The sequence below is a fragment of the Nostoc cf. edaphicum LEGE 07299 genome (genome assembly GCF_015207245.1).
GTDB classification, from domain to species: Bacteria; Cyanobacteriota; Cyanobacteriia; order Cyanobacteriales; family Nostocaceae; genus Nostoc; species Nostoc edaphicum_B.
Genome location: NZ_JADEXF010000946.1, coordinates 1 through 2,719, shown reverse-complemented (window position 1 = coordinate 2,719; position 2,719 = coordinate 1). Strand labels below are relative to the sequence as shown.

4 protein-coding genes are annotated in these 2,719 nt (G+C 37.2%); 2 read left to right on the top strand and 2 right to left on the bottom strand.

The window, feature by feature from the left end:
• Positions 1-495, bottom strand: a 495-nt coding sequence (locus tag IQ229_RS22945) for an NB-ARC domain-containing protein (protein WP_322744050.1), incomplete at its 3' end; no start/stop codon positions are given.
• 102 nt (positions 496-597) lie between these two features.
• Complete coding sequence (locus IQ229_RS22940; protein WP_194047706.1) at positions 598-1,029, bottom strand: hypothetical protein; 432 nt, start codon at positions 1,027-1,029, stop codon at positions 598-600.
• Positions 1,030-1,557: 528 nt separating this feature from the next.
• Between IQ229_RS22940 and IQ229_RS22935 the strand changes: the two genes are divergently transcribed.
• Positions 1,558-1,953 (top strand): hypothetical protein, encoded by a 396-nt coding sequence (locus IQ229_RS22935; RefSeq protein ID WP_194047704.1) that lies wholly within the window; start codon positions 1,558-1,560, stop codon positions 1,951-1,953.
• 653 nt (positions 1,954-2,606) lie between these two features.
• Positions 2,607-2,719 (top strand): TM2 domain-containing protein (locus tag IQ229_RS22930; protein WP_194047702.1); only part of this gene is annotated, 113 nt, incomplete at its 3' end.

Genomic DNA, 2,719 nt, shown 5'->3' with positions numbered 1-2,719 from the left:
AACTCGCCTATCTGCTTCCCCCAACAGTCGTTTTAACAGTTCTATAGCTTTGCCTGGTTCTTTTTGCGGCGAGAGAACATCTAAGGGAATCTCTTGAATAAAATTCGGGTCTAAATGCCGCAGTCGAGTAGTAATTAAGACTTGGAAGCGGTTATCTTTGGGAACGACTTGGCGGAGGTTGTCTAAATCAGTTACGTCATCGAAGACGATTAAAATTGGCAACTCAGAGTTAGGATATCTAGACCAACACCAAGCGACTTGTTCTTTAAGGCTTAAAAGTCTTCCTCCTAATTCTTGAGGAATCTCCAAACCTAACTGCAACCGGAAAAACTCTAAAACTTCGGCGGCGAGATTGGTTTTTCTGTCGTTAAACCAAGCACTTCCGCCATAATGTTGTTCGTATCGTTTGACGTATTGAGTAGCTAATTCAGTTTTGCCCACGCCACCCATTCCCGCTATGGCGACATAATCTCCGTGCTGCAAGTCTTTATGCACCGTTGCCAATTCCGTTTCTCGCCCGACGAAATTGATGGAACCGCAATAAAGAATAGATTTTTTGGGAGTTAACTTTGTCCGTTCCCCGTCGGACGAGTTTACTCAAATCTTGATGTTTTGCGTTTCTACATTAATATCTCTCTGAGCAAAATTAACAATTTTTTCAATTGTCTCAATTCTAATTTGATTCGCTGGAGATTGTGATTTAAGTGCTTCTGCTATATTTTGGAGAACTTCAGCCAAATTGGGTAGCGGTTCCGCTTTCGCTGCTTGTGCCAATTCTTGTGCAGCTTGAGCTACTTCAGGATTAGCTTTAGCCGCAGATTCCACTTCTAGTACAGCTTTGCCATAATCAAGTGGTTGCTCTGGTGCTTTCTCAATAGCAACTACAGTCTGGAGAGAATGTTTTTTCAGGGTGACGAGAAACTTGCCAGTCTTATCTAATAAGTTTTCTGTTACCTTTTCGGTTGTTTTTTCTAAGGCTTTGGTGGCTATTATAGTGCCAACAGCGATCGCCGCAGTTTCAAGTATCATATCCTGCCTTAGCTATGTGTATCCTATTAATACACTATTTTTGTTCTCAATTCCGCAGCTAAGTTAAAAAACCCATATTCTACTCAGCGTTACGGATTTTGCAGAGTTCAGCATTACTTCCTCAATATATTGCGTGTGATATCTACGCTTTTTGAATTGAAACCAGTTGCCGTTACTAAACATCGCTACAAACATCGCGCTTTAAGTTACTAAAATAACGAGTTTAGTTACCACCACAACGATTTTTGTTACAAACATGATAATTCTCGTTACAATATTACGAGTTTGTTACTAAAATAATGAGTGTAGTTACTAACGCTACGATTTTTGTTACAAACATGATTATTTTCGTTACAATGTTACGAGTTTAGTTACCACCATTACAATTTTCGTTACAAACATCATATTTGTAGTGGATATTGCTGAGTCTATCGTTACATTAAATACCAATTTTGTGGATTTTACTCAACCAAATTTAAGCTGAAGTAAGGCAAGCTAGTTCTAGAACACAATATAAATAAGATAATTATGCCTCGTCAAAAGCGTACATATCGCGTTCTAGAAAAAGCTGAATTGAGAATGTCCGGACTCAAAGCAATTGATCCGAGTATGGATTTTGGGGATGCTCGCAACTTGCAAAATATCACACAAATAATTCAGCAGTATCGTAGCAAAATAGAAGCTTATAATACTACTCTAGCTTTGATTGACTCTTACAAAAATGAGATGAAGGATTTGGAAACAACTTTGAGCGACTTGACGGAAAAAATGCTCCTTGGAGTTGCTTTTAAATACGGCAAAGACAGCTATGAATATCAGATGGCGGGTGGTGTTCGCAAAAGCGATCGCATCCGTAAAAGCAGAGCAACCCGCTTGAGATCGACTTCAGAGGAAGCAGCTACTAAAGATGCTACACCTGCATAAAAGCGCCTCAGACTTAAGTCTGCACTATTGAAACAAAGCCTGTTTTCAGCAGCTTTTTAGGCACGAACAGGAACTGCTAATCGCTGTCATGCTTTAATTTTAGATTGTTCTGTTATCTAAAACAGCAAAGAAGTCCAAACTTACGCGATGTTTTATGCTGTGCATTTTACTTTAGTCATCAGAAACTTTACGTAAGTCTATTGATGTAACTATAAGCAAACTCGGTAAAATTCGTGAGGTTTAACAGATATAAATTAACTAAAGTTAGCTTTAAATAGCAGTCAATATCTGTTAAGCCAAACAAATTTGTAATAACCGCTTGATTGTTTATAAGCGACTATTGCTCAATATAAATTTATCTACTGATGAGCAACTTGAATAACGAAAGACTAAAACTTAAACTTCATCAGTTGCGTTTAGTTCCATATCTAGCAATTGGTTATCTGATTTTTTATTTCAATTCCAACCTAGATTTAAACTACATAGTTAAAGGATATTTAGTCTTAATGGAATCTCAGCTATGTATAATCGTTATTTATTTCTTGACGGCAAAATTCACTAGAAACCAGATAAACGATCGGGAAACGTAAAAAACTTTCTTTGTTTTGTAGACCAATAGATATTTATTAGACTTAATTAAGGAAGAAAATACTATGAAGACTAAATCTACAGCGATTATACTTTGCTTTTTTGGCGGCTGGCTGGGAATTCACAAATTCTATTTAGGACAAAATGTAGCAGGTATTTTGTACTTATTGTTTTTTTG

Excerpts from the sequence above, each read along its gene's own strand:
- IQ229_RS22935 (WP_194047704.1), top strand. The coding sequence starts at position 1,558 with ATGCCTCGTCAAAAGCGTACATATCGCGTTCTAGAAAAAGCTGAATTG.
- IQ229_RS22940 (WP_194047706.1), bottom strand. The coding sequence starts at position 1,029 with ATGATACTTGAAACTGCGGCGATCGCTGTTGGCACTATAATAGCCACC.